The following is a 521-nucleotide window of genomic DNA, read 5'->3' as shown; positions in this document are numbered from 1 at the left end:
GGGCGGGAATCGCGCACTCCATATTTTGTTCACAAATGAATTATCTGGCTCCGAGTTGCTCAGAGTCACACATTTGGTCATAAACCATGGACAGACCGTATGACCTCGGGAATCTTGCTGTCCACTGTAGACATAGCATCTTTATACCCTCGTCGGTCTCTGCTAGTTAGCCCATCATAAATAGAAGGACAACGTTAACAAACCTATAAAACGCCAGCGGGGGCTCTATCACTAATTAGATAGAGCCCCCGCTGGCGGAGTGTATTTGATTGAAACAATACCCCTTAACTGATTTACTGGAAATAAGGAGCAAAAGAACCGTCCGGATATACGTGGCGACAGAACCCTAGAGTCGACTGAGCGCCAACAGAAAGCGACATAAACAAAAAGATCGGCTCTACCCCAACGCAGATGACAACGATGACCTCGACTAACGTCAATCCGAGCACTCCTAAAACGGATAGGGCAAATATCGCATATAACGCAAAAAAGGGGGAGGCCGCGAGGCCTCCCCCCTCTTC

General features: G+C 48.2%; 1 protein-coding gene. It reads right to left on the bottom strand.

The genetic code is table 11. The features are described from left to right. Positions 1-293 precede the first annotated feature (293 nt). On the bottom strand, positions 294-521 hold a 228-nt coding region (locus DW821_RS10370), incomplete at its 5' end, for a hypothetical protein (RefSeq protein WP_233553056.1).

The organism is Collinsella sp. AM33-4BH, assembly GCF_003469205.1.
Classification (GTDB): Bacteria; Actinomycetota; Coriobacteriia; order Coriobacteriales; family Coriobacteriaceae; genus Collinsella.
The sequence above is the reverse complement of the archived record's forward strand: the minus strand, read 5'-3'. Positions and strand labels throughout refer to the sequence as shown.